The organism is Undibacterium sp. TC9W, assembly GCF_049339865.1.
Lineage (GTDB): Bacteria > Pseudomonadota > Gammaproteobacteria > Burkholderiales > Burkholderiaceae_D > Undibacterium.
The window spans coordinates 25,456-52,221 of sequence record NZ_JBMPPJ010000024.1; the positions used below are offsets into that span (position 1 = coordinate 25,456).

General features: G+C 49.4%; 18 protein-coding genes. 10 read left to right on the forward strand and 8 right to left on the reverse strand.

The genetic code is table 11. From position 1 onward, the window contains the following. Positions 1-177 precede the first annotated feature (177 nt). Together ACO0LN_RS24950 and ACO0LN_RS24955 are read left to right on the forward strand one after the other, a co-directional pair. On the forward strand, positions 178-3,348 hold the full coding sequence (locus ACO0LN_RS24950) for a TonB-dependent receptor (protein ID WP_422978549.1): 3,171 nt from the start codon (positions 178-180) through the stop codon (positions 3,346-3,348). A 154-nt stretch (positions 3,349-3,502) separates the two neighbouring features. Further along, positions 3,503-5,428, forward strand: a complete 1,926-nt coding sequence (locus ACO0LN_RS24955; RefSeq protein ID WP_422978551.1) for a family 43 glycosylhydrolase — start codon at positions 3,503-3,505, stop codon at positions 5,426-5,428. 69 nt (positions 5,429-5,497) lie between these two features. On the opposite strand, the gene ACO0LN_RS24960 is transcribed toward ACO0LN_RS24955, so the two are convergent. From ACO0LN_RS24960 to ACO0LN_RS24985, 6 genes are all read right to left on the reverse strand, one after another. Further along, a complete protein-coding gene (locus ACO0LN_RS24960) occupies positions 5,498-6,874 on the reverse strand; it encodes an FGGY-family carbohydrate kinase (RefSeq protein WP_422978553.1) in 1,377 nt (458 codons plus the stop codon). 7 nt (positions 6,875-6,881) lie between these two features. Continuing rightward, a complete protein-coding gene (locus ACO0LN_RS24965; protein WP_422978555.1) occupies positions 6,882-7,898 on the reverse strand; it encodes an ABC transporter permease in 1,017 nt (338 codons plus the stop codon). Further along, on the reverse strand, positions 7,895-8,902 hold the full coding sequence (locus tag ACO0LN_RS24970) for an ABC transporter permease (protein ID WP_422978557.1): 1,008 nt from the start codon (positions 8,900-8,902) through the stop codon (positions 7,895-7,897). The genes ACO0LN_RS24965 and ACO0LN_RS24970 overlap by 4 nt, the downstream gene beginning before the upstream one ends. Then, positions 8,899-10,482 (reverse strand): sugar ABC transporter ATP-binding protein, encoded by a 1,584-nt coding sequence (locus ACO0LN_RS24975; RefSeq protein WP_422978559.1) that lies wholly within the window; start codon positions 10,480-10,482, stop codon positions 8,899-8,901. Before ACO0LN_RS24975 ends, ACO0LN_RS24970 begins: the two co-directional genes overlap by 4 nt. 172 nt (positions 10,483-10,654) lie before the next feature. Continuing rightward, on the reverse strand, positions 10,655-11,659 hold the full coding sequence (gene rhaS, locus ACO0LN_RS24980) for a rhamnose ABC transporter substrate-binding protein (protein ID WP_422978561.1): 1,005 nt from the start codon (positions 11,657-11,659) through the stop codon (positions 10,655-10,657). After that, positions 11,659-12,522, reverse strand: a complete 864-nt coding sequence (locus tag ACO0LN_RS24985; RefSeq protein ID WP_162059020.1) for a DeoR/GlpR family DNA-binding transcription regulator — start codon at positions 12,520-12,522, stop codon at positions 11,659-11,661. Before ACO0LN_RS24985 ends, rhaS begins: the two co-directional genes overlap by 1 nt. 386 nt (positions 12,523-12,908) lie before the next feature. Here ACO0LN_RS24985 and ACO0LN_RS24990 point away from each other — a divergent pair, with 386 nt between their 5' ends. The 6 genes from ACO0LN_RS24990 to rhaM all read left to right on the forward strand — a co-directional run bounded on the left by ACO0LN_RS24990 (position 12,909) and on the right by rhaM (position 22,339). Then, the gene (locus tag ACO0LN_RS24990) at positions 12,909-15,017 is read left to right on the forward strand and encodes a bifunctional rhamnulose-1-phosphate aldolase/short-chain dehydrogenase (protein ID WP_422978564.1); all 2,109 of its coding nucleotides are present in this window, start codon (positions 12,909-12,911) and stop codon (positions 15,015-15,017) included. 66 nt (positions 15,018-15,083) lie between these two features. Next, the gene (gene rhaI, locus ACO0LN_RS24995; protein ID WP_422978566.1) at positions 15,084-16,379 is read left to right on the forward strand and encodes an L-rhamnose catabolism isomerase; all 1,296 of its coding nucleotides are present in this window, start codon (positions 15,084-15,086) and stop codon (positions 16,377-16,379) included. Positions 16,380-16,547: 168 nt separating this feature from the next. Beyond that, positions 16,548-19,313 (forward strand): glycosyl hydrolase, encoded by a 2,766-nt coding sequence (locus ACO0LN_RS25000; protein ID WP_422978568.1) that lies wholly within the window; start codon positions 16,548-16,550, stop codon positions 19,311-19,313. Beyond that, a complete protein-coding gene (locus ACO0LN_RS25005; RefSeq protein WP_422978570.1) occupies positions 19,310-20,758 on the forward strand; it encodes a glycoside hydrolase family 28 protein in 1,449 nt (482 codons plus the stop codon). Before ACO0LN_RS25000 ends, ACO0LN_RS25005 begins: the two co-directional genes overlap by 4 nt. A 37-nt stretch (positions 20,759-20,795) precedes the next feature. After that, a complete protein-coding gene (locus ACO0LN_RS25010; RefSeq protein WP_422978571.1) occupies positions 20,796-22,007 on the forward strand; it encodes a glycoside hydrolase family 88/105 protein in 1,212 nt (403 codons plus the stop codon). A gap of 17 nt (positions 22,008-22,024) precedes the next feature. Next, on the forward strand, positions 22,025-22,339 hold the full coding sequence (rhaM, locus tag ACO0LN_RS25015) for an L-rhamnose mutarotase (RefSeq protein WP_422978572.1): 315 nt from the start codon (positions 22,025-22,027) through the stop codon (positions 22,337-22,339). 73 nt (positions 22,340-22,412) lie between these two features. On the opposite strand, the gene ACO0LN_RS25020 is transcribed toward rhaM, so the two are convergent. Further along, the gene (locus ACO0LN_RS25020) at positions 22,413-23,333 is read right to left on the reverse strand and encodes an alpha/beta hydrolase (protein WP_422978574.1); all 921 of its coding nucleotides are present in this window, start codon (positions 23,331-23,333) and stop codon (positions 22,413-22,415) included. Positions 23,334-23,388: 55 nt separating this feature from the next. On the opposite strand from ACO0LN_RS25020, the gene ACO0LN_RS25025 reads away from it, so the two are divergent. Continuing rightward, positions 23,389-24,054, forward strand: a complete 666-nt coding sequence (locus ACO0LN_RS25025; protein WP_422978576.1) for a 3-keto-disaccharide hydrolase — start codon at positions 23,389-23,391, stop codon at positions 24,052-24,054. Positions 24,055-24,099: 45 nt separating this feature from the next. Here ACO0LN_RS25025 and ACO0LN_RS25030 read toward each other — a convergent pair whose 3' ends face one another. Next, complete coding sequence (locus ACO0LN_RS25030) at positions 24,100-25,503, reverse strand: hypothetical protein (RefSeq protein ID WP_422978578.1); 1,404 nt, start codon at positions 25,501-25,503, stop codon at positions 24,100-24,102. A 311-nt stretch (positions 25,504-25,814) separates the two neighbouring features. Between ACO0LN_RS25030 and ACO0LN_RS25035 the strand changes: the two genes are divergently transcribed. Continuing rightward, positions 25,815-26,744: a rhamnogalacturonan acetylesterase gene (locus ACO0LN_RS25035; RefSeq protein WP_422978579.1), complete on the forward strand. Its 930-nt coding sequence runs from the start codon at positions 25,815-25,817 to the stop codon at positions 26,742-26,744. Positions 26,745-26,766 lie beyond the last annotated feature (22 nt).

A 26,766-nucleotide genomic window follows, 5' to 3' on the forward strand; every position in this document is an offset into this window, starting at 1 on the left:
TTTCTGCTTAAAAACCAATCACTTTCTTGATTCTTTTTTTTATGTGCGTAATTGGATTTCATCATCACTTAAAATCTTTTTCATTGAATCAGCTGGATTGAATGACAGGCCAAAAAAATTGGTCGGATGCAGCTAATAACACAGGCTATACATGGCCGACAAATGGAGGAGACAATTGTGTTGAACAATCGCGGTAAAAAAGAATTTTTTAACCCTAAACTCAAAGGTACAGCCCTGGCTGTACTATCTGTCATGGCTGCCAACTCAGTCATGGCACAGGAAGCAAAAAAGCCAGCAGACACCAAAGAGCGGGCTGATCACGTTGTCGTTGTATCTGGCACCCGAAAATCAGTAGCCTCCGCAATTGACAGAAAACTGCGTGCAGATACAGTAGCTGATTCCATTGTTGCTGAAGATATCGGTCAATTCCCGGACAAAAACGTCGGCGAAGCACTTTCGCGTGTTACTGGTGTGCAGCTGGAACGTTCGTTTGGCGAAGGCACTAGTGTCTCCATTCGCGGTGTTGAGCCGGATTTGAATCGAATTGAAGTCAATGGCGTTTCAGTACTGAGCACTACCGGGGGCGCCGGTCGTGGCGCTGATTTGCGTGAATTGCCCGCAGAATTGATTTCTTCGATAGATGTCATCAAAGGTGTGACAGCCAATATGACGGAGGGTGGTATTGGCGGCTCAGTACAAATTACGACACGCAAGCCACTCGATTTCAAAAAAATGACTGTTGTTGGCAGTGTTGCCGGGGAGCAGGCTCCACAGCGTGGTGGCGTGCAGCCACGTGTCAATCTCTTTATCACCGACAAATTTTTTGATAACCGCCTCGGGCTGATGGCGAATGTTATCTACGACAAGGTCTTGACGCGTGGTGATTTTTCCCGAAATACTTCATGGCGTTACTTCCGTGACTGGGACTTTTCTCCGCAAAAAACGGTTCCCAGTATTGATCCGGTATTGGCAGGCGTAGGTTCCAAAGCTGACTGTTCCAACCTGAGCAGCCCCGCCAATGCAACGCAGACGGCAGCTGCTGCTACCGCCTCATTGCAGGCTAGCTGTGTCTCGCAATGGAATGACTATTCACCACAGATTGCCCGTTATGGTATCTGGGAGCGTGATCATGAAAGAACTTCTGCTGAACTGACGGCGCAATACAAATTTACTGATCGTTTGAACGCCTGGGTAAGCTACCAGACCAATATCCAGAATCAAAAACTCCGGGATTACAACTACGGTACAGACTTCAGTGCGGTCACCCGCTTGTCCAGTACAGGTACTTTGCCAACCTATGCTGCGGCCACTGCTGTGCCAACCGGCGGCTCATGCACGCCGGTTTCAACAACCACGACGCCAGCTGGCATGATTGTGGAAAATCATATCGTTACTCAGTATGTATTGGGTAACTGCCTGGTACCCGGTAGCGCAGCTTCGCCGAATGGCGGGCAGGCAGGCTTTAGCACATCTTTGCGCGATTTTGGATTGAAGATTGATTCTAAATATACGACAGCTGGCTTTACCTATAAAGGTGAACGTCTGGATGTAGAAGGCCTGGCATCATCAGCTAAATCCACGTACAGCAGTGATTCGAATAACCTGATATTGACGCAAAACTCTCCCGGCTTGCAAGTAAATCTCGATTCAGCGGGACAGCCACACTTTACTTATCCATCAGGATACAATCCCTCAAATGCGAATTCTTATGTCTCTGCCCAGTTGCAATACCGTCCATCTGAAACGATCAATAAGGAAGACCAACTCAAACTTGATTTTAAGTATAAGTTGAATACTGATTTTCTTTCTCGCATCTGGTTTGGTGTACAGACGCAGCAGGCAAAATCCAGTCAATACAGCGCAGGTGGTTACCTGGCAAGTGCAGGTAATGATCTGAACAGTACAGCAGATGATGTGTATGTGCAAACAGCAAATATCAATCAGACTTATAGCTATGACCCATTGAACACTACGAATGTGTTGCGTGCAACTGTCGGACCAGCAAATTTTGCAGATGCGAATGCATGGACCAAATCGATTAATGCTTCCGCCATGGCTGCATTAGCGCAGTCAGCATTCTCGACTTCGCCAGGTATTTTCTTCAAAGGCTATAGTGGAGTGAGCAATTTGCCTGCAAACTGGGTTGCGCCATCATTTGCAAGTGTTGCATCTAATTTTGATTTGACGCATTTCAATCACGACTATCTGTATAACGCGCCGGGTAGTGATGGCAAAATGTATCCACAGATTCCTGCTTATGTTGTTGACGAAAAAGTCAAATCTGTCTACTTGCGCGCAGACTTTGATACCGAGTTGTTTGGCAAAGATATCTTCGGCAATATTGGTGTTCGTTATACACAAACTCGCGATGTTTCTCAGGGGTTGTTCAGACAGCAAGTCAACGTAGAAAAGACGCCGGGATCGACGGCCTTCACTACATTAATTGTCTCTAATTCAGTAACAAGTATCGATAACACTTACTCGAATGTGCTACCTAGCTTTAACGCAGGTGCATGGTTGATACCAAATCAATTTCTGGTGCGCATTGGTTGGGGCAAGGTTATGTCTCGTCCAAGAATCACTGATATTGTCCCAAATGCTACTTGTACCAAAAATAGCGGTGCAGCGCAATTTGGTGGTGATGGAACAGATGATTGCACGGCAGGTAACCCTTCTCTGAAGCCGTTCCAGGCCACCAATACAGATTTGAGTTTGGAATACTATCCAAATTCAGATAGTCAGCTTAGTCTTGCTTTGTTCCGTAAAAACATCACGGTTGGTAACGCGGTAAAAACAAATGTCAAGAGTGTGGATTTGTTTAAGGACGGGACTTTGTGGGACGTCAATATGCCCGTCAATTTCCCTGGTGCAGTTACGCGAGGGGTGGAAATTGCAGGCAGAACAGCACTGACTTTCTTGCCGGGTTTCCTGAGTGGATTTGGCGTGGACGCTAACTATACCCGTATGGGCTTTACTTATGCCCCAGGTACTGAGCGTTTGAATCCCTTGGATGGTTCGATTCTGCCTTATGCTGGGATGTCTAAGAATGCCTACAACCTTGGCTTATGGTACGACAAAGACAGATTCAATGCTCGTCTTGCCTACCATTATCGTGATCGTTACTACACTGGCACTGAGGATGTTTCCAAAAACCCGGTTTATAACGAAAAGACTGGGTATCTGGACGCCAAAATTCAATATCGCTATAACCAGTTTATCACTTTCTCTTTTGAAGGCAAAAACCTGACTGATCAGGCAAATATCACGGATGCAGGTGATCTGTCTCGTCCGAATGAGCTGGCATGGTCTGGTCGTCGTTATTTCATCGGTGTATCGATCAAGAATTAATCAGTAAGATTTTTTGTTAATCGCAGTATTTGACCCAGCCATGCTAGTGCAGATGGCTGGTTTTTTATTGCATGCTCTAATTTTTAAATTATTCCTTATGACTTCACATGTAAAGTGCCGGATCGCCATCCTTAGCCTGATATGGATAGTATTGATGTCTGTTGGTAGCGCGCCGTCTGCCCAGCCTGTCTTTAATAATCCTTTAGTGAAGAATCGGGCAGATCCGCAAATATTTTTACACACAGATGGCTATTATTACTTTACTGCTACAGCGCCAGAATATGACCGTATTGAGTTGAGGCGTGCACGCAGCATCAATGAACTTGGTGCTGCAGATACGAAAGTCATCTGGCGCAAAAATGTCAGGGGCCCCATGAGTCATCACATCTGGGCACCAGAATTACATTTTATTGATGGAAAGTGGTATCTGTATTTTACTGCTGGCAGGGCAGATGCTATCTGGGATATACGCCTGTATGCGCTGGAAAGCAGTGCGGTCAATCCTCTTGACGGAGAGTGGATAGAGCGAGGTCAGATCAAGACAGGGTGGGAATCATTTGCCCTGGATGCGACGACGTTTGCCCATGCTGGCCAGCGTTATCTGGTGTGGACGCAGCGTGACCCTGCGCCGGATAAAAAAAATACCAATATCTATCTGGCGAAAATGGATACCCCTTTGTCCATTGCCGGGCCTGCCATTTTATTGTCGCGTCCAGATTATGATTGGGAGAAGCGTAAATACGAAGTCAATGAAGCGCCAGCGGTATTGATCAGGAATGATCGTATATTTATCACCTATTCCGCCAGTGCTACCGACGAAAACTACTGCATGGGTTTAGTGACGGCATCAGCAAATGCGAATCTACTTGATGCAAAGGCATGGAGCAAATCTGCGCAACCTGTATTCAAAAGTAATATTACAAGTAATGAGTATGGTCCTGGACACAATTCCTTCGCGACTACTGCTGATGGCAAAACAGACGTACTCGTGTATCACGCACGCGATTACCGTGAAATCAAGGGTAATGCGTTGAATGACCCGAACAGACATACCCGCGCACAGACATTCAGCTGGAACGCCGATGGAACACCGGATTTTGGTCAACCTGGTGCGCCCATGATTAATCAGGGCAAGCTGGCCGCCAAGCCTTTGTTCAGAGACCCCATCATGGATGGAGCTGCAGATCCTGTGCTTGTGCGTAATATAGGATTGAGGAAATGGTGGATGTTTTACACCAACCGGCGGGCTAATGTTTCTGATGCATCTGGAGTCGCCTGGGTACACGGGACACGCATAGGCATAGCTGAATCAGATGACGAAGGTGCCAACTGGCATTACATAGGCGAAGCAGACATGGAGTTGCCGCCATCCATGGGCGGGCTTGAGTCTACTCATTGGGCGCCCGATATCATCCGGGCTGATGATGGCAGCTATCATATGTTCCTGACGGTGGTACCCGGTATCTTTAATGACTGGAAACATCCTCGCTACATGGTACATCTGCGTAGCCAGGATTTACGTCACTGGCGCAATGCCAAGGTATTGCAGCTTGCTTCTGACAGGGTGATTGATGCCACGGTGCTGCGTTTGCCGGAAGGTGGATATCGCATGTGGTACAACAATGAAGTGGACAAAAAATCTATTTACTATGCTGACAGCGTTGATCTTGAAAAATGGACAGACAAAGGCAAGGCCGTTGGCGATCAAAGTGGGGAAGGGCCCAAGGTTTTTCGCTGGAAAGAGCAATGGTGGATGATTACTGATGTATGGCGTGGGCTGGCTATATATCGTTCAGATGACTTACTGAGCTGGAAGCGTCAGGTGGGCGTTAATCTGCTTGAAATACCAGGCCATGGCGAAGATGACGGCGTCATCGGCGGGCATCCCGATGTTGTCGTCAACGGTGACAGGGCATTTTTATTTTATTTCACCCATCCTGGAAAACGTGGTGCCGACCAGAAAAAAGATGGCAAGGAACAGCGACGCAGTTCCTTGCAGGTCGTTGAGTTATTACTGACTGAGCAGGGCTTGCAGGTTGACCGTGATGCACCTGCTTATGTCCGTTTATCAAATGATTAGCGGCTGAAAAACGCAAAATGGGAACCAGGTAACAGGTTCCCATTGATGAATTTCTGGATCGATTCTGACTTACCTGGACGTCACCAATTCGCGCCACATAGCCTTGTAAGTGAGTAATCCGGTCAGTTCCAGTTTGCTCACGGCAACGGCTTGCGAATTCAGGTTAGGTAATTTTTCCCAGTGATGCAGCATCCAGGCCCCATAAGTGGTGCCACTGGTATCATTTGATAGCTCGATGTTTTGCTGCTGCCGTAAGCTAGCCAGCAATGCTGCCAGATAGGGATTGTTGGTGAAACTTCCCTCAATAATGATATCGCCTTCTGACCTCAGTTTTTCCAGGCAATAATCTGTCATGAGTACGCAATACAGAGTGGCGAGAGCATATCTTTCCTGCATATTTTCTGGTACCTGCCCTGATATTCTAGCCAATTGTCCAGAAAACGGGCCACCTGATTCGGCAAAGCAGGGCAGGGCAAAGGTATTTTGACTGATCAGTTTGCTGATATCGGATAGCGTACAAGTCACAGATTCCTGACCTGCCAGAATGGCAAATTCGCGCCCGCCCATAAAGCGCATGCAGGAAACTGCTTCACCAAGCACATTGGTATTGGCCAGCATATCCGCATGTTCGTCCAGCCCTTCCTGATCTGCGCCCAAGACGGCAGCGATCGTCCAGGTGCCGGTCGATAGAACTGTACGGTGCTTGTTACCCGCATCTTTCAGATGACGTAACAGAGATGCATTGCTGTCATGCACACCGCATATTATTTGGCAATCTGCTGGCAAACCGGTTTCCCTTGCTAATGTGGGACGTATCGTTGCCAGCCTGGTCCAGGCTTTTTGCATGCTAGGGAAAAGGGAAGCCCATCCCTTTTTCTCCACCAAAGAAGAGTATTTCTGCTGCCCGGTGTCCCACAAGTCTGTATGACAACCCAGTGAACTGACTTCAGTTGCTGCAACACCGGACAAGCGCCATGCCCAGTACTGTGGATACATCAGTATATGTGAGGCTTTGGCAAATTCCTGTGGGTAGTTGTTTTGCAGCCAGGCCAGTTGACGACCCAGATTGAGGCCTGCTGGCAAATCAGGAGAATAGCTTTGCTGGTATGGCGGGCGTAGCGGCTGATATTGATGATTATCCTGCTCAGGCAATTCTGACTCATAGTCCAGAACTGGCAGCACCAAGTCATTACCATTCACCAGCGCAGCAGTTGCACCGTGGGTCACAGGGATGATTGCTGATACCCTGGCAATCCGGGAAAACTCACTGAATATCTGCAGCATCCACGACCATATCCGCTCGGTATCATGATGCGGATAGACGCCGTCCTGGACGATGTTATTAGCGCAGCGTTGCTCGGCCAAAGTATTTGCCTGCGCATCAAGCAGGCTGAGCTTTACATTGGTCTTGCCTATGTCAAGAACGATACTGGCGTTCTGCTTCATTTGCTTTTTATTTTCTTTGTTTCTTAAGATTCATCAGACGGGGCAGGGCAATCGTGACCAGCAGCAGGATGCCGACGATGATGGTCATGATAATGCCGGGGATGTTTGCCAATGCCATGCCATAGTTGACGATACCTAATGTCAATACAGCCAGGAACACGCCGATAATCGTTCCAGCGCCGCCCGAGATGCTGACACCACCCAAGATCACCATGGTAATGATTTCCAGCTCCCATCCTGTAGCAATATTCGGGCGAGTACTGCCGATGCGTCCCGTCAGGAAAAACGCTGCAAGGCCAGCCATGGCGCCGGTCAGTGTAAACAGCATGAAGCGGTATTTATCGACTGCCACACCAGAAAATCTGGCAGCAACAGGGTTGTTGCCAATCGCATAGATGCGGCGTCCCCAACTGGTTGCATGCAGCAGAATCGCGAACAGTATCACGAAGAACAACAGGACGATGAATTGTCTGGGAATGAGATCAAAGAAATAGCCCTGGCCCCAGTCGATTAATAATTGCGGATAAGAAGTAAATGCCTGGTCGCCAAGAACCACGCTGGCCAGACCGCGAAACAGTGACACACTGCCTATCGTCACGACGATGGAAGGCAGGGCAAAGCGAGTGACCAGCAAGCCATTCAAACTGCCACAGGCTGCACCAGTAAATATGGCGATGAACAATAAAGTGTAAGCTGGGAAACCATGTGAATTCGCCAGCCCCATGGCAACTGAACACAATGCCAATATGCCGGACACAGAAATATCAATCTCGCGGCAGATGATCAGCAAGGCCATGGGCAAGGCGATCAGTGCTTTTTCACTGAAGTTGAACGTGCCATCCGCCAGATTGTGCAAATCAAAAAAATTCGGCAACACCAGGCTGTTGATAATGAAGGCTGCTACAAACATTATAGCCAGCAGAGTTTCCCAATGCGAGAAGATTTTTTTTAACTGAAAATCTTCGCGGTCGCGTATGGTGTAGCGTGAGCTGTTATTTGATGGTGTCATGGTGGTTGTGTTCACGTACTGCTCCTGATTGCATTTTTTTTCAGCAGTTGCAAAGGCAAAATCTGGCGGCTGCTTTTTTTATTGCTACGGGCATTGATCATGACCGCGGTAAGTATCACAACGCCGGTCAGTGCGCTTTGCCAGAAGGGCGAAATTTTCATGATGGGCAGGGCGTTGTTGATGACTGCCAGGAACAGTGAGCCCAGTACTGCACCAGATACTGTACCCGCACCACCGGCGATATTGATACCACCAATGACGCAGGCTGCAATCACGGTAAATTCAAAGCCATAGGCAATTTCCGTATAGGCCACTGCGTAACGTGCCACCCACAGGTAACCACATAAGCCAGCCATCAATCCTGACAAGCCATACGTCCAGAACAGGCGGCGCGGGGTAGGGATGCCTATATAGTTGGCAGCATTTGGTTGATTGCCAATGGCATACAAGTCCCTGCCAAAATGCGTATAGCGGGCGAGATACCACATCGCAGCAATAACGATGACGGCAATCCAGACCAGGTGCGTAATTCCCAGTAACTGACTGAGTGGAAAGGCGATGAAGGCGGCAGGCATCTGGTGTGACGATACCCAGGCACCACCAGACAATACAAACACCAGGCCGCGATAGACGCTCATGGTGCCCAGCGTTACGACGATAGGCGGCAGACCCAAATAACCGATCAGGTAGCCATTGATCAATCCCAGGCCAAGGCCTATGATGATTGCCACCAAGATAATCAGTAGTAGAGGTAGATCAGGAAGTTTGGAAGCCAGCAAGGCAGACATCATGCCTGATAGCGCCAAATTGGATGCCACTGATAAATCGATGCCACGTGTAATGATGACAAACATCTGGGTCACCGCCAGCATGATCAACAGCGTGCTGTCGGTCAGCAAGTTGGACAGACTTGATACACTGAGAAAAACAGGCGCACGTAGCCCAACAAGGACTATCAGAGAAACGATCATCAATCCCAGCAGAACTTCCCTCTGCTGCAAATACTTCAAACGGTTCATGCTATTTCCTCTGCCATTTCCTTTGCTATCTCCACTATTGATGCATCACTGCCAGACGCCGCAGCAACTACGCTCTCTGGCGTGGCATGTGCTCTGTCAAATATTTTTTTGATATGTCCCTGATGCATGACGATAACGCGGTCAGACATGCCCAGTACTTCCGGCAATTCGGATGACACCAGTATCACTGACAATCCGGTTGAAACCAGTTCGCTGATGAAACGGTGCACCGCAGCCTTGGAACCGATATCGATGCCCTTGGTTGGCTCGTCCAGGATGATGACTTTGGGTTTGGTTGCCAGCCACTTGCCCAGGATGACTTTTTGCTGGTTGCCACCAGATAGCTCGGCGATCAGTTGCGTCAAATGACTAGCCTTGAGTTCCAGTTGTTCGCTGTAGTGTCTTGAAATTGCTGCTTCTTCGCTGCGTCGCCTGCCGAGCAGGAAGCCTATGCGATCAAGGATAGGCAAGGTGATATTTTGCTGCACCGACATGGTCAGATGGCCACCTTGATGTTGCCGGTCTTCCGGAACATAAGCTATGCCATGGGATATCGCATCTTTGGCTGATTTGATGGCCAATACCTTGCCTTCCAGGCTTACGCTGCCAGTGACGCCACTGCTGAGTCCAAACAGGGCTTGCATGACTTCTGAACGGCCCGCACCCACCAGACCATAAAACCCCAGAATCTCACCTTTGCGCAAATAAAAACTGACCTTGTCAAACTCGGTAGGGTGACAAAAATCTTTTACCTCAAGCAAGGTGTCGCCTATGACCATATCTTGCTTGGGGAAGGTTTGATGAATGGAGCGCCCTACCATGAGAGACACCAGATCCGGTTCAGAGATATCAGCCAGTGCTCCTTCAGCAACAAAATGGCCATCACGTAAAACGGTGTAGCGATCGGCTACAGCATAGATTTCATCAAACTTGTGTGAGATGAAAATCACTGCAGTACCGGCGGCGCGCAATTGCCTGATGATGCGGTAAAGCTCTTGAATTTCCCGTTGTGACAGCGATGCGGTCGGCTCATCCATGATGACCACGCGTGCATCTTGCGAAAGGGCACGGGCAATTTCGACAAAGTGACGCTGAGCCACACTCAGGTCCTTGACCTTGGCGCGTACCGGCAGCGACACTTCCAGTCTGGCAAACAGTCTTTCAGACTGCGCTTCCATCAATACCCAATCTACCCGGGCCGGAAAGCCGCACATGGGCTGGCGGCCTATGAAAATATTTTCTGCCACCGTCAATTCGTCAAACATGACGGTTTCTTGATGAACAGCAGTAACACCTGCCAGCATGGCATCTTGTGGATTGGCGAAGCGAACTTGCTTGCCCGCGATATGTATACTGCCGCTATCCGGCTGATAAATGCCATTCAGTGTTTTTACCAAAGTGGATTTGCCAGCGCCGTTTTCACCTATCAGTGCCATGACCTCACCTGCACGCACATTGAGTGCAACTTCGTGTAATGCAATGACGCCTTGAAAGCGTTTGCAAATACCGGTCAATGTCAGAATAGGTGCCGCAGGTGAACCATCCGGGGCGATGGGAAACGGGTTGTGCTCGTTCGTCATTAAGGTCATTAATATAAGGCAAGGCAATAATAGAAAAGAAGTCAGTTGCCTGCGTAAAAAACTGGCAAGCACAAGCATGTGCTGCTGGCATAAATTTTCACATGCAACTGGTTCTATTTCCAGACAGCCCGTTGAAGTGCATCACGGGCCGGTACTGAACAAGTGTCTTTACTTAAAATATCTTGGAGAATTGTTCTACGTTCTCTTTGTCGTAAGTGAAGGGTGGGGCCATTGCTGCTTCACCGTTGGCATCAATCTTGATTGTACCCATGCGGCCTATGGTAAAGCTGCCACCTGCCTTGGCATCTGGATTGCCTTTGATAAATTCATTGGCGATATAAGTCGCAGCGTAACCAAGGTCAATGGGATTCCAGATGGCGAATTCCTTAACGGCACCGCTTTTGACGTGTCCCGCCATTTCTGATGGCAAGCCCAGTCCGGTAACGAATACCTTGCCGACCAGTTTTTCATCGACCACGGCCTTGCTGGCAGCGTTGATGCCAACAGTGGAAGGGGAAATAATCACTTTTAGATTTGGATTGCTGCGCAACAGGCCTATCGCTTCGCGGTAACTTTTATCGGACTGGTCATCACCATACACAGTTGCCACCAGTTTAAGGCCGGCAAACTCAGGTTTTTCCAGGCCTTTTTTCATGACATTAATCCAGATGTTCTGGTTGGTCGCCTGGGCAGATGCAGACAGGATGGCGATTTCACCTTTGCCACCAGTCGCATTGGATGCCATTTTCAGCTGCTTGATACCTATCAATTCAGCATTGGATGGATTGAGCTGCATCAACCGGCCTTCTGGCGCGATCCCGCTATCGAAAGAGATGACCTTGATGCCGCGTTGCATGGCTTTTTTGGTGATAGGAACCAGCGCATTGGCATCATTTGCTGAGATGGCGATGGCATTGACCTTTTGACTGATCAGCGAGTTGATGATTTCTATCTGGCCTTCAGCACTTGGGGTGGTTGGGCCTGTATAAATGATTTCTACATTACCAATTTGTTTGGCTGCTTCTTTGGCACCTTCGTGTGCAGCGTCAAAAAAACCATTGCCCAGATTTTTAACCACGATGGCAATTTTTATTTTGTCTGATTTCTGTTCGCAACCCTGCATGGCACCCAGCATGCTCAATGCAATTGCTGCCAGTATCACTTTTCTTCTTTTCATCAAACTGTCTCCGTCTGGAACATGCTTGCAGACTCAGTGTCATAAGCATTTGTAAATTTATTTAATATGTCTTTTGCTGGCAATTCTTCCGGTGCTACGGTAATGACTTTGACGCCAGACTGCTCAAGCAACTGTACGGCAGAGTCAGACGCGTAATGATCAGTGATGAGGCAAGATACGCGATTCAAGCCACATAGGATGAGACCAGCTTTTTTTGCGAATTTGGAGCTGTCTGCCAGAACGATCAATTCTTCGGCCTGGCTGATCAAACGTTTTTCAGCCTGTATCAAGAGCGGATCTACTTCCATCAGGCCCAGCAATGACAGACCATAAACACTCATGAACATTTTTCCAGCGTAATGATGCTGAGTGATGTCATTGTCAAAAGGGCTGAGGATGACATTCTGTTCGCGATACACGCGACCGCCAGGAACGATGATTTCATTTTCACTGGAGACCAGCAGGCGCTCTGCCATCATGAAAGAATTTGTCAGTATCTTGAGCTTCTTATCGACCAGGAACTCAGCCATCATGAAGGTCGTCGTACCGCCATTGATGATGATGGTTTCACCGTCATTGCACATGTTTGCCGCATAGCGTGCGATTGCCCGCTTTCTGTCGGCATAACATTTGATATTGTTCTGGAAGGTCTCGCTGGTGAGCGCAATTGATCGTTTTACCTGCTGCAGGTTTTCTGCGCCACCACGCGTACGGGTAAGCAGATTACGGGCTGCAAGCCAACTGATATCGCGCCTGACAGTAGCGGGGGATGCGCTGAGCCATGTTACCAGTTGCTGAACGCTTGCTGAATTATGCTCGGCGAGCAGCTTCAGCAAACGCTTACGGCGTTTGTGATTTACCATTTTTGTCTCCGTCTGTTGCCGTCTATTATCTTTATTGCGGCATGCTACCAGTCATTATTTCGTAGTAATTTGCTGGCGTATAGCGAGACTAATCACTTAAAAATCGCGCGTCAATCATAAATCGATCAAATAACTGATTATTTTCCTATGCATTAATCTGGCTATGAAAATTTCAATCATCATGCTGACTATTGTGACTTCGATCAGCTTCTTGATTACTTCTGTATTGACACTCAAAGCTGGCTGTTTTCTACTGACTGCCACTGCCAAAACGGACAAAATGCTTCAAATGAGCAAGTGATGTGATTGATCCGCTCAGATCTTGATCACTCAAGGCTTCAGGCTAAAGAATTTGTCATAAAACACTAATTAATCACGGAGAATGTATGACCTCAACGATGCAAACCGAGCAGAAGAAGCCTATTACTTCACTTTGGGACGATGCATACGCAGCTGGCCTGACTGAGCCAGAATTATTGCTGTATCGCTCAAATCTGCTCGGCTCTGATATGCGCATTACTAACTTTGGCGGTGGCAATACCTCTGCGAAGGTGATGATGCCGGATTACCTGACTGGCGAGCAGGTAGAAGTACTGTGGGTCAAAGGTTCTGGCGGTGATCTGGGAAGCATCAAGATGGATGGCTTCTCAACGCTGTACATGGATAAGTTGCACTCCCTGAAAGGCCGCTATCGTGGACTGGCGCTGGAAGATGAAATGGTGGCTTATTTGCCACATTGCACCTTCAACCTTAACCCACGCGCTGCCAGTATCGATACACCATTGCATGCGTATATCAATCGCAAGCATGTTGACCACATGCATCCTGATTCAGTCATCGCTATTGCGGCCTGTGCCAATAGCAAGGATTTGACGCAAAAAATATTCGAAGGTGAGCTGGGCTGGTTGCCATGGCAGCGCCCTGGCTATGATCTGGGCTTGAAACTGGAAGCAGTTTCCCAAGCGCAGCCGAATCTGAAAGGCATCATCCTTGAAGGTCATGGTCTGTTCACCTGGGGTGATACTGCCAAGTCTTGCTATGAAACCACGCTGGCAATCATCCAGCGTGCCGAATCATGGCTGGAAGAAAATAGCCGTAAGCCAGCATTTGGCGGTGCCAAATACAGCGCGCTGCCAGCCGCAGAGCGTGCCAGCCTGGTTGCTCGCCTGATGCCGGTGCTACGCGGTAAAATCAGTAAAACAGAATTCAAGCTTGGTCATTTTGATGACAGCACAACTGTGCTGGATTTTGTCTGCAGCAAAGACTTGCAGGCATTGGCAGCGCTGGGTACATCTTGCCCTGATCACTTCCTGCGTACCAAGATTCGCCCGTTTGTGATTGACTTTGATCCTTCCCATCCTAACTTTGATCAACTTTTGAGCGGCCTGGATGAGGGCCTGAATCAATATCGCGCAGATTATGTCGCCTACTATGAGCGTTGCAAGCACGAAAATAGCCCGGCAGTGCGTGATGCCAACCCGATTATTTACCTGATCCCTGGCATAGGCATGCTGTCGTTTGCCAAAGACAAGGCAACTGCGCGGATCGCTGGAGAATTTTATGTGAATGCCATCAATGTCATGCGCGGTGCGAATGGTGTTGACAGCTATGTAGGTTTGCCAGAGCAGGAAGCCTTTGATATCGAATACTGGTTGCTCGAAGAAGCCAAACTGCAACGCATGCCCAAGCCTAAAAGTCTTGCTGGCCGCATTGCACTCGTCACCGGCGCCGCCGGAGGCATCGGTCAGGCAGTGGCACGCCAGTTGTTGCAGGAGGGCGCTTGTGTCATGTTGACAGACATCGATGGCGAGGCATTGAGCCAGGCACATCAGGTCTTGTCCAAAGTGGCAGGTAAAGACAACGTAGCCATCGTCAGTGCCAATATCACCCTTGAAAGCGATGTAGACGCCATACTGAATGAAACTTCCTTGCGGTTTGGCGGTATCGATTTGCTGATCTCGAATGCCGGTATTGCATCGTCGGCACCGCTGGATGAAACGACACTGGAAATCTGGGAGCGTAATCAGGATATTTTGGTCAAAGGCTACTTCCTTGTAAGTCGCAGCGCATTCCGTATCATGAAACAACAGCAAATCGGTGGCAGCATGGTGTTTGTAGCCAGCAAAAACGGCTTGGTTGCCTCGGCTGGCGCATCTGCTTATTGCACCGCAAAAGCGGCTGAAATTCATCTGGCGCGTTGCATCGCCCTCGAAGGCGCCGCCCATGGCATACGTGTCAACGTGGTCAATCCGGACGCAGTAATCCGCGGTTCACGTATCTGGGATGGCAAGTGGAAAGAAGAACGTGCTGTCTCGAATAAAATCGATGCAGATGATATCGAAGAATTTTATCGTCAGCGCAGTATGTTAAAACTCAGCGTATTGCCGGAAGATATCGCAGAAGCAGTGTATTTCCTGGCCAGCGACAAATCTGCCAAGAGTACAGGTAACATCATCAACGTAGATGCAGGCAATGCCGCTGCATTCACGCGCTAAAATATAAAAAGTAGATTGACCTGAGTTAGATATCTGATCAGGTCAGCAATGAGACGGAGACATAAGATGGATAAAGTAATTGACCACGGCCAGGTGGCAGAACATAACGCCAAACTGCAAAATAATCTGGATGCCGACTATGCTGCCCTGGGCAGCATCCTGGCCAGACGCGGACAGGATATCGAACAACTGACAGCCAAAGCCCAGACCTTTGCCGTAGCCTTGCCAAGCTGGGGTGTTGGTACCGGTGGTACCCGCTTTGCACGCTTCCCAGGCAAGGGCGAACCACGCGACGTTATGGAAAAACTGGAAGACTGTGCTGTCATCCATCAACTGACACAGGCTACGCCTACTGTATCCCTGCATTTTCCGTGGGATAAAAACAGCGATCTGGCGGCCATGCGTGAATTTGCCAGCAAACATGGCCTGGGATTTGATACCGTCAATTCGAACACCTTCCAGGATCAGGCCAATCAGGAACATACATATAAATTCGGCAGCCTGACAGCCAATGCCAAAGCCGTGCGCGAGCAAGCGGTAGCACACAATATCGAATGTATAGAATTGGGTCGTGCACTGGGTTCCAAAGGTTTGACCGTATGGGTGGGCGATGGCGCCAATTTCCCGGGGCAGCACAATTTGCGTGGTGCACTTGAGCGTTATCTCGACAGCATGCGCGACATCTACAAGGCACTGCCTGCAGACTGGCTGATGTACATCGAGCACAAACTGTTTGAGCCGGCATTCTATGCCACCACGATTGCTGACTGGGGTACCAGTTACGCCTGTGCTACCGAATTGGGCCCTAAGGCAAAATGCCTGGTTGATCTTGGCCACCATACGCCAAATACCAACATAGAAATGATTGTTGCCCGCCTCGCGCAATTCGGCAAACTGGGTGGTTTCCATTTTAATGACAGCAAATATGGTGATGACGATTTGGATTCCGGCAGTATCAATCCTTTCCAGCTGTTCCTGATCTTCAATGAACTGGCCGACGTAGCACAGCGTGACGGTGACGCCTTCAAACCATCTTACATGCTGGATCAGTCACACAATGTGACCGATCCTATAGAAAGTCTGATGTCCAGTGCTATCGAGGTACAACGTTCTTTTGTACAGTCTGCACTGGTAGACCGCAAGGCATTGAGCGCATATCAGGAAAACAATGATGTGCTGCTGGCAGCACAAACACTGAAACAGGCGTTCCGCACTGATGTCAGTCCTATCCTTGCTATGGCACGCGCCCGTTCCGGTGCGGCTATTGATCCGGTTGCCTGCTATCGTGCAACTGGCTATCGTGAAAAACAGGCTACACTCCGTCCACCAAAGGCTGGCGCCAGCGGTAGCGGTATAGTCTGATTCAACTCCCTCTGAAGCCTGTTTGCTGTTGCGCATTCTTGCGTAATGGTGATTTGCTTCAGGGGGATTTTTTTCATAGCCATGTCTCCGTATGGAATGGGCGTAGCGATAAGCTGATCTCCATCCAGGATAGACACCTGCTTTCTGTTTGTCTGGACTATCTTTTCTATGACCAAGCCTACCTTGCCTGTATTTGCAGTTAACGAATTGCGCACCTGCGTCCTATTTTCTCTTGCCATGCTGTGCGCTGGACCAACAATCGCACAAACCAGGGCAGCAGCGAATCTTCCATCTGTGAAAGAAGTCGTCAAAGCCTTCGCCACGCCCCCCGATGATGCGCGCCCCATGGTGCGCTGGTGGTGGTTTGGGCCATCAGTGGAAAAAAAGCAACTGGAACGCGAAATACTGGAGATGAAGGCAGGTGGGTTTGGTGGCTTTGAGATTCAGGCCGTCTACCCCATGGAACTGGATGATGCGGCCAAAGGTACACACAATTATCCATATTTGTCGAAACAGTTTCTCGAACACGTCAGTTTCGCCAATGACAAGGCACGTGCCAACAAGCTCAGGGTAGATATTACCCTGGGTAGTGGCTGGCCATATGGTGGCCCGCATGTGAGCGTGTGTGATGCAGCCAGCCGTTTGCGGGTAGCTGTGATCGAACTGCCCGCCGGAAATGAGAGTTTTGCCTTGCCAGCCATCATGAATGGCGAGAAATTACTGGCCAGCTTCGTTGCCGATGGTACGCCCAAGCAATTGGATAGCAGCAAACTGACCTTGTTTGAACCACAGGTGGTGCCAGGGAAAAGTGGCCGTGCCAGCGTCAAAGCAGCATCCGGCGACCGCGTTGTGGTCTTTTATATCGCCAGCCGTACCGGCCAACAGGTCAAACGTGCCGCGTTGGGCGCAGAAGGTTTCGTGCTCGACCATCTGAGCCGCAACGCCATTGATCATCATCTTAAAACCGTGGCTGAGCCGCTGTTGAAAGCCTTTGGAAAAAATCCACCTTACGCCGTATTTTCTGACAGCCTGGAAGCCTATGGTACAGACTGGACTGATGATTTTCTGGCCGAATTCCAGCGTCGACGTGGCTATGACTTGAAACCACATCTGCCAAAAATTGAATCTGGTATTGGCACAGATGCCGCAGCGATACGGCGTGACTGGGCATTGACCCAAACCGAATTGGCAAACGAACGTTATCTGGTGCCCGTAAATCAATGGGCAAAAGCGCATGGCACCCGTTTCCGCTCCCAAACCTATGGTGAACCGGCTGTGACCATGTCCAGTAATAAACTGGTCGATTTGCCTGAAGGCGAGGGCTATCAATTCCGCCAGTTTTCATTTACACGCTGGGCAACTTCGGCAGGTCATCTGTATGGCCGCCCCGTCATTTCTGCTGAAACCTGGACCTGGCTACATTCACCTGCATTCAGCGCAACACCGCTGGATATGAAAGTCGAAGCTGACCGCATGCTGTTGCAAGGCGTTAATCAGTTCGTTGGACATGGCTGGCCGTATACGCCACCAGGCACGCTGGAACCTGGTTATGCATTCTATGCGGCGGCGGTATTCAATACCCATCTGCCATGGTGGAATGTCATGCCCGACATCAATGGCTATCTGCAAAGAATGAGTTACCTGATGCGCCAGGGCAATCCTGCGAATCAGGTTGCCGTATTCCTACCTACAGACGATGTGTACGCAACTCTGTCTTTGGGTAAAGTATCGGTATCAGCAGAAATGGGCAAATATGTGACGCCTGAACTAAGTGCGCAGATACTGGATGCAGGGCATAACATCGATTACGTGGATGCTGAATCCGTGATGGAACTGGGTATCAATTATCCTGTTCTGGTTTTGCCACATGTAACCCGGCTGTCGCCAGCAGTCGTTACCAAATTGAATGATTATGTGCGTGCTGGTGGCAAAATCATTGCTGTTGGCAGCAAACCATCACTTTCGCCTGGCTATCTGAACGCAGCTAGCATCAGTGCAGAAGTTGTCACAGCATCAGATGCCTTGTTTGCGAATCAGGACAAGGTCAGCCTTGTTAGTAGCGACAGTGCAGTTGGCGCGGCCTTGAAGGCAGCGGTTCCGCCAGATATGGAACTGAGTGCTGAAAAAGAAAACATAGGCTTCATCCGACGCCAGTTGACTGATTCGGATGTCTATTTCATCGCCAATACCAGCAATCGTGATGTGACAGCGAATGCCACCTTCCGCAGCAACTACAAAACAGCTTACTGGTGGAATCCATACGACGGCAAGGTCAGCAATGCTGATGTCAAGCCGGTGTTACGCCTGGAACCGTATGAATCAAGAGTATTGGTGCTGACCGATACGCCACAAAATGCACAGCAGGAACCAAAACTGGCAGATGCCACCACCGTTGTAGATTTAAGCCGTGACTGGAAAGTGCAGTTCAGCGATAAACCGCAAGCGGCAAACATGTCCAGTTTGCGTTCATGGACAGAAGATGAAGCAACACGCTATTTCTCAGGTATCGCCAGTTACACCAAAGACCTGGAATTGAATGCAGCACAATTAAAGGACAGCAAAATCACACTGGATTTCGGTCCTGGCACACCAGTAGAGGTGACGCCAAAAGTACCGAGCGGCATGCGCGCCATGCTCGACAGCCCGGTACGGGAAGCTGCGGTCATCTTCGTCAATGGTCAACGCGCCGGTTCGGTATGGAAGCCGCCTTACCAGTTGGATATCAGTAAGCTGATGCGTGTTGGAAATAACCGCCTTGAGATACAGGTCGCAAACCTGGGATTGAATGTCCAGGCTGGCCATGCCTTGCCGGATTACCGCCTGCTGTCCGCCAAGTATGGACAGCGATTCATTCCTCAGGATACCCATCTGATACAGGCTCAACCTGCCGGCATTCTTGGACCAGTCAAACTGATAGGCGCGAAGTTGCAATGAAATTGTTAGCCCGGCGCTGGTTGCGCCATACGGAAATGGTATTTGCATTGCCTATGCTTTTGCATCTGACAGTCGCTGCGGCATTGATGTCTTTATTGATCTTGACATCGTTTGCCGCTACAGCAAAAGAAATCAGTGCCGGCACCTATGGTGTCACCGGCGATGGCAAGGCGCTCAACACCCAGGCCATACAGAACGCCATTGATGCTGCAGCCAAAGAAGGTAGTACGCTGACTTTCCCGGCGGGCACCTACCTGACCGGCGCCTTATTCCTTAAAACTGGTGTAACGCTGCGCCTGGACAAGGGCGTTACTTTGCTGGGTTCACAAAACATACAGGATTATCCTGTCATGCCTACCAGAGTTGCCGGTATAGAGATGAGCTGGCCAGCAGCATTGATCAATGTGTATGAACAAAACCGTGTCTCCATCACTGGGGAAGGTGTCATTGACGGTGACGGCAAGGTATTCTGGGAAAGCTACTGGAACCTGCGCAAGGCCTACGAGCCACGTGGATTGAGATGGGCATCGGATTATGATGCTGGTCGCCCACGCTTGCTGCAAATCTACAAGGCGTCGGATGTGCGTGTGGGCGATGGCTTGTTGCTGCGTCGCTCAGGTTTCTGGACCTTGCATATCTGTTATTCGAACAAGGTGGTCGTTGACAGCATCAGTATCCGTAATAACGAAGGTGGTCATGGGCCATCTACTGACGGCATAGACATCGATTCTTCCAAAGACATCCTGATCCAGCATGCTGATATTGCCGTCAATGATGATGCAATTGTCTTGAAAGCTGGGCGTGATTCCGATGGCTTGCGGGTCAATCGTCCGACAGAAGATGTGATCATACGCGACATCATTGTGCGCGAAGCAGTAGCTGGATTGAGTTTCGGTAGCGAGACTTCAGGTGGATTCCGCCGTATTGAAGCATATCGCTTCACGGTCATGAAAGATGTGCCGGTAGGTATACTGTTCAAATCGGCACATACACGTGGTGGTTTTGGCGAAGACCTGAACATTCATGACTTTGTCATGAATGACGTGCCAGTGGTATTGCGCGTGATCATGAACTGGAATCCGCAATACAGCTATGCCAAGATTCCTGATGATGTGAAGGATGTACCGGCTTACTGGAAAGTACTGGTCACGCCGGTACCAGAAAAAGACGGTATATCCAGACTGCGCCGTGTCAATATCTCCGGCATCAAGGCACGTGGCGCAAAAACCGCCTTTGAAATTGAAGGATATGCGCAAGCTCCGCTTGAGGATTTTAAGCTCAGTAAACTCGATATTGAAGCAAACACCGGTGGTTTTATCCGTTACGTAAAACGCTGGGAAATGTCGGATTCCAGACTGGTTTTTGAGGATGGCAAACCGGTAAATATTTCCGCAGATTCTGAGGTATCCGGGCTGACCGTCAATGGCTTCGGACCTGCAAAATAAGAATGAAGTAAACAACAATAAAATGAAGGAGAGCACTTTGAAATTTCAAAAAAAATACCTGATGCTTGCCAGCCTGGGTTTTGTCGGCAGCATGTTGCCAGCCCTGGCCTGGACGCAGAATTATCCGCTTCCTACACCAGCCATGCAAGCGATCATCGACAAGGATACTTCACGTCATTTTGGTGATGCACCTGCTGATGGCGGACCTCTGGCAACCGATCTGTCTGCAGAACTGGAACCAGCAGCGATAGAAAAAGTCTTGCGCAAGGTGGCGGATTGGCAACTGGCCCGTTCGCAGGCGCACTTTGGGCGCATCTGGACATCCAGCGTAATGTACACCGGCTTCATGGCAGCATCAGAAGCAACAAACGACAGTAAATATAAAGACGCCATGCTGGCCATGAGCCAGCAACATCAATGGCAACTGGCGAAACGCCTGCCGAATGCGGATGACCAGAGTGTGGCGCAGACTTATCTGGATTTGTATTTCATCAACAAGCAGCCTGAATTCATCGCCCCAACCAAAGGCGACCTCGATACCCTGATTGATCTGAAGACTCTTAAACCAGGTGACGATCGTCTGCCATGGTGGTGGTGTGATGCCTTGTTCATGGCACCGCCGGTATGGGCGAAAATGTATGTGGCAACAGGTGAGCGTAAATACCTGGATTATGTCCATACCCAATGGAAAAACACTTACGATCTGCTGTACGACAAACAAGAACACCTGTATGCCCGTGACGTCAGCTATATCAACAAGACTGAACCCAATGGCAAGAAAATTTTCTGGTCACGCGGCGAAGGTTGGGTCATGGGTGGTATAGCCAGGACACTGGACTATATCCCCAAGGATGATCCACAACGTCCATTCTACATACAGCAGTTACGTGAAATGTCAGCCCGCATAGCGCAGTTGCAGGATGAAAACGGCCTGTGGCATGCCGGTTTGCTGGACCCCGCTACGTACCCCTTGCCTGAAATCTCTGGCTCAGCCCTGTTTGTATATGGCATGGCTTATGGCATCAATCGCGGCATTCTTGACCCCAAGGAATACCAGCCAGTAATCGCGAGGGCATGGAAGGGTATCCTGAAGCACGTCTATGCAGATGGCAGGTTGGGCGGCATACAGCAGACCGGTGCCGAACCAGCCTTTTACAGGCCCGCATCCAGCTTTGATTATGGTGTCGGTGGCTTCATGCTGGCCGCTGCCGAATTGAAAAAGATGGTCACAGTCAAACCAGCGAAATAACAGCAGGAGAGCCATTCATGATAACGCGTGCTTTCCGGATGAAACTGAAACCAGGCAATGTAGAGGAATATCACCGCCGCCACGATAATTTGTGGCCAGATCTGGCAGATGCATTGCGCGCTGCCGGTATCTATGATTATTCCATTTTTCTGGATGAAGAGACTTTGCATCTGTTTGGCGTACTCAAATTGCATCCTGATCACCAGATCGATGACTTGCCCAAACATCCTGTCATGCAACGCTGGTGGGATTATATGGCAGAGCTGATGGAAGTCGAGGCGGATAACCGTCCCAAACAATTGGCATTGAAATCTGTGTTTTATTTCGAGTAAATAAAAAATCGCCAGCCCATAATCTGATATGGGCTGGCGATTTTGATATGTGTTTTTCAGTATATTTTACTGCTTATTTCCCTTGTGACTGACTGTCGGCTTGCAGTATTTTTCTGTCCCTTAGCCATTCTTCGGCACGATGAGGCCAATCGGATGCATTGCCGTTACCAAGCCGCATAGCCATGCCATGTGTACCGCGTTCAAACAAGAGCATTTCCGCCGGTACGCCAGCTTTGGTCAGTGCCTGATAAAACAGGATACTGTTTTCGACTGGAACGGTTTTATCATTCTGGGTATGGATCAACAGGGTAGGGGGTGTCGCGCTGCTGACCTGTTTTTCTAACGACATCAGTTGCATGGATTCTGCGCTGGGTGATGCACCCAGCAAGGCTTTACGTGATCCTGCATGTACCGATGGGTCTTGCATGGTAATCACGGGATACATCAGTATCATGAAATCAGGGCGTGCATTGACACTATCAAGTGCAGTACCGGTTCGTCCCAAAGGGTGATCGAACAGGGTGCCAGCACTGGCCGCCAGATGGCCACCTGCTGAACTGCCCATCACGCCTATGCGATTAGGGTCTATGCCATATTGCGCTGCGTTGGAACGCACCAGACGAATGGCACGCAAGACATCCTGTAAAGGGGCAGGTTGACCAAATTCAGCCAGGCGGGATTTAAGCACAAAGCTGCTGACACCCAGGGTGTTGAGCCAGTGTGCGTATTGCTCGCCTTCACGCAGGGTAGACAGACGTACATAGCCGCCGCCGGGGCAAATGATCACGACGCTGCCATTTTTTCTGTCGGCAGCAGCAGGATAGAAAGTCAGGTTCGGTTCGCTGACATTTGAAGTGCGACCATCAGCCACTTGTTCTGGCCCTATGCTTTTCGCGCCCGGTACGCCTTCTGGCCACAAGCTGATGGCACTGGATTGTGCATGAGAAGAAATGGCCGACAAGGCCAGTAACAAAGTGAAAAAAAGTCGTTTCATGGCAGTAAATGAAGTATGTTATAAAAAATATCGATTCCATTTGAGAAAGAACATCATGCGTCAACTTTCCCGTTTTTTGAAGCCTTTTCAATTATCAGTATTGTCGGTTGCATCCATCCTGTCTGTCATGGCCAGTCCCGTTGTTTATGCGGATGAACTGTTCAATGGCCGAGATTTCAAAGGTTGGGAAATCCAAACCACACCGGCTAGCAAGATTGAAGACGTGTTCAGCATCACAACTGACGGCGTGATCGCTTCTGCCGGCAAACCTTCGGGTTACATCGCGACCACGGAAAGCTATAAAAATTTTGCTCTGCATGCAGAATGGCGTTGGACTGGCGCGCCCGGAAATGGCGGCGTTCTGATACATGTCAGCTCTGGTCCCAAAGACAAGGTCTGGCCACTGAGCCTGCAAATTCAAACCAAATACAAAAATGTCGGTGACTTGCTGCCCATGGCCGGTGCCAGCTTTGCCGAATCCCTGACAACGGCCGAGGGAGCGTATCCTCCCATCAAAGCAAAACTGGCCGATAGCGAAAAACCCGTTGGCGAATGGAATAGCTGCGACATTCTAGCCAAAGATGGATCGGTTGAAGTCAGGATCAACGGCGTAGTGCAAAACAAAATAAGCAAATCAAACCCAGATTCTGGTCACATCGGTTTTCAGCTTGAAGGCACCGCGTATGAATTGCGCAATGTACGCATTCAAAAACTCGATTGATGCTACCAAGCCAAGCCATGTGGGTAACATGACCTTGATATTCAATCAATTAGGCACAGGGATAATACAGATATTCAGTGTCCGGTTATCTGCAGACAGCATGGCCGACTGGATTTCTATCTTTTTCCCATCCGGGCTAAAGGTAGGGTGAGGGTGGTCTGCCGCTGTATCCTTGTGCCCGGTGCTGAGCATACTCATCTTGCCGTTCAGGCGGTCTATCAGATAGATACTGCGACTGAAATCATCGCCAACTGCCCAGCGGCCATCGCTTGATCCATGCACATGCCATAAGCCACTGCCTGATGGTGTTTGTCCAGCAATACGCATTTCACGTGTACGCAAATTCACAATGGCAAGGCCACTTGGTTTTTCGCGTGTGCCAGCATTGCCCCAACCCGTATCTTGCCCAGGATTAGCACCTTCAACGGCAGTGCCCTTGTTGGCACTATTATTTGTTCCGACGATACTGCGATGGCCCATAATCGCCATCGCCACTTCATCTTTTGAAATGACGGCTTCGTGGGTCACCCATTCATAATCAGCTTCAGGATACAACGGGCGCAAGCCACTGCCGTCTGCCATTACCACCCAGGTGCGCTGAGGTGATTTACCGCCAGTTTCCCAGCAAAAAATGATTTCACCCGGATTCCACAGATTCGCCTGAATGTGGCCGATCTGGAATGGCACTGAGATAACGTGGTGTATCTCCCCTGTCTTGACATGCATTTTTGCAATGCCACCGGGGCCCGCACCCATGTTTCTGGGACCGAAGCTTTTCTCTATACGTGCATTTTTAGGCAGATATTTTGCGGCCTCCTGCGACGTCTCACGGAAATATATCCATTCATCGGCAGCATCCAGCGCCAGGTCGGCGGCTTGCCCGACTTCAGCGGGTACCATGCCACATACGCGCTGGTAACTTTCCGGTGTTTTCATCTTGCCAGTTTTGCTATCGGCAAATACCGCCGCAAGATCAACCTCTACTAGTTCAAGTGGTGTAGCCTGGCGTGGCCGGACAGATTTTCCTTCGCGCGGAGATTTATCCGTGCTACGCATGAAATATAGTTTCATGGCACGGGTCGATACATTCAGCATGCCGGTATAGCCGCCTTCAGATACCTGTACGATATCCCCGGTTTGTTCATTGACGGCCATCGCTTCACCTTTTGCGATACCTGAGCGAAAGATCACCCATTGCCCATCGGAAGTCCATTGTGGATGGGTAGGATAGATTTTTGAATCACCATGCGGCTGGCTGGTCAGAAAGGTCAGCATGACCCCAGTAACCGGGTCTTTGACCACTTTGCGTTCACTGGGGAAACGATGCCCTATTTGCGCAAAGGCTGATGTGGACAAAAGGCAGAACAGGCACAGGAAAAGGTTCAGAAAAAGACTGGGCATGCGAGCAGGCAAGATACGAACAGAGATATGAACAGATAAGCGCTTCATGGAATTTTGATATGTGTGAGAGTAAACGGTTAAATCCCGGATGCGAATTTTCTCAACACGCTTGAGTGGAATGGCATCAGTGCCGCCTATTGTGCTTGGTTTTCAGGCAGTTTTTTCATAATTTGCACTGCACAATCAATAGTGATCATTTTTTTGATTCTTTAAGCAAGTCTTGCAGTCAGTTACAAGCTCTCGAATAAAATGAAATCATGTGTCGAGGCTGTTGATTTCCCCATATGCACTCACGTGTATGATGACCTTCAGTCTTTCGCTACCCGACGATACTTAACCATCATTGCCATCATCCATCTATGAATACCAATATGTCTGCGGTACGCCGCCTGATCTGTGTAAGTGTGCTGGGCTGGACTTGTTCTGCCCAGGCGCAAACCACACCGCCACCTGCGGTAAATACCGACCCTAATGCGGCAGCGCGTATTGTGTTACCCGAACCGGCGAATCCGCAATTGCCGTCGGTATTCTTGATTGGTGATTCAACCGTACGCAATGGTCGGGATGATGGCCAAAACAAGGGGGCAGAAGGGCAGTGGGGTTGGGGTAATCCTATTAAGGCCTATTTTCAGGCGGATAAAATCAATGTCGTTAACCGTGCCATCGGCGGTCTCAGCAGCCGTACTTATCTGACTGGTGGGCACTGGCAAAGAAGCCTTGCATTAATGAAGCCCGGCGATTTCGTCATCATGCAATTCGGTCACAATGACAATGGACCGCTTAACGACACCAGCCGTGCGCGTGGAACCATCAAAGGCACAGGTGAAGAGGTCGAGGATATCGATAATCTGCTGAAAAAATTACCAGAATCAGTACATAGCTACGGCTGGTATTTGCGCAAATTTATTACCGAGGCCAGAGCCAAAGGCGTGCAGGCCATCGTATGTTCTCCCATACCCCGCAAGAACTGGGATGCAAATGGAAAAATCAATCGCAGCAAAGCCAGCTATGGTGGTTGGGCTGAACAGGTTGCGAAACAGGAAAAAGCGGATTTCATCGATCTGAATGAAAACATTGCCGCTGCCTACGATGCCATAGGCAAGGATGAGGTGATGAAACTGTTCCCTGTAGTGACACCAGATGAACATACCCATACCAATCTGGCTGGTGCAGAATTCAATGCACGTGTTGTCGTGGCGGGTATCAAGACCTTGCAATATGCGCAGTTGAAAAAATATTTAAATGATAAATCAGTCGATCTCAAATTGACTGCAGCATCACTTAAATAGCATTTCAGAAAATGACACTCAT